This is a genomic window from Rhizobium ecuadorense, assembly GCF_001187535.1.
GTDB classification, from domain to species: Bacteria; Pseudomonadota; Alphaproteobacteria; order Rhizobiales; family Rhizobiaceae; genus Rhizobium; species Rhizobium ecuadorense.
The window spans coordinates 1-287 of sequence record NZ_LFIO01001017.1; the positions used below are offsets into that span (position 1 = coordinate 1).

At 55.4% G+C, this 287-nt stretch carries 1 protein-coding gene; it reads right to left on the minus strand.

From position 1 onward, the window contains the following. Positions 1-287, minus strand: a 287-nt coding sequence (locus AF337_RS18515; RefSeq protein ID WP_160320327.1) for a polysaccharide biosynthesis protein, incomplete at both ends; no start/stop codon positions are given.

Below are 287 nucleotides of genomic sequence, written 5' to 3' on the forward strand. Positions count from 1 at the left end.
GATCCTGGTCGCGAACGGAACAAAGAATTGGGACGATCTGCAGATCTTCTTGTCTGTACAGCTCGGCCAGCTTCTGCAATTCGGCATGGATATTATAAAGCGCAAACTCGTTCTGATCGAGGAGGATCAGGGTGGAAGGCTCGTTGCGTAGAATCTGGCGGCACAACTCGCCGCCGATCGAGCCACCAGCACCCGTGACCATAACCACCTTTTTACGCATCGCCTTGTCGAGCAACTCCTGCCGTGGCGCGACCGCTTCTCTCCCTAGCAGATCTTCGATCTCCAGC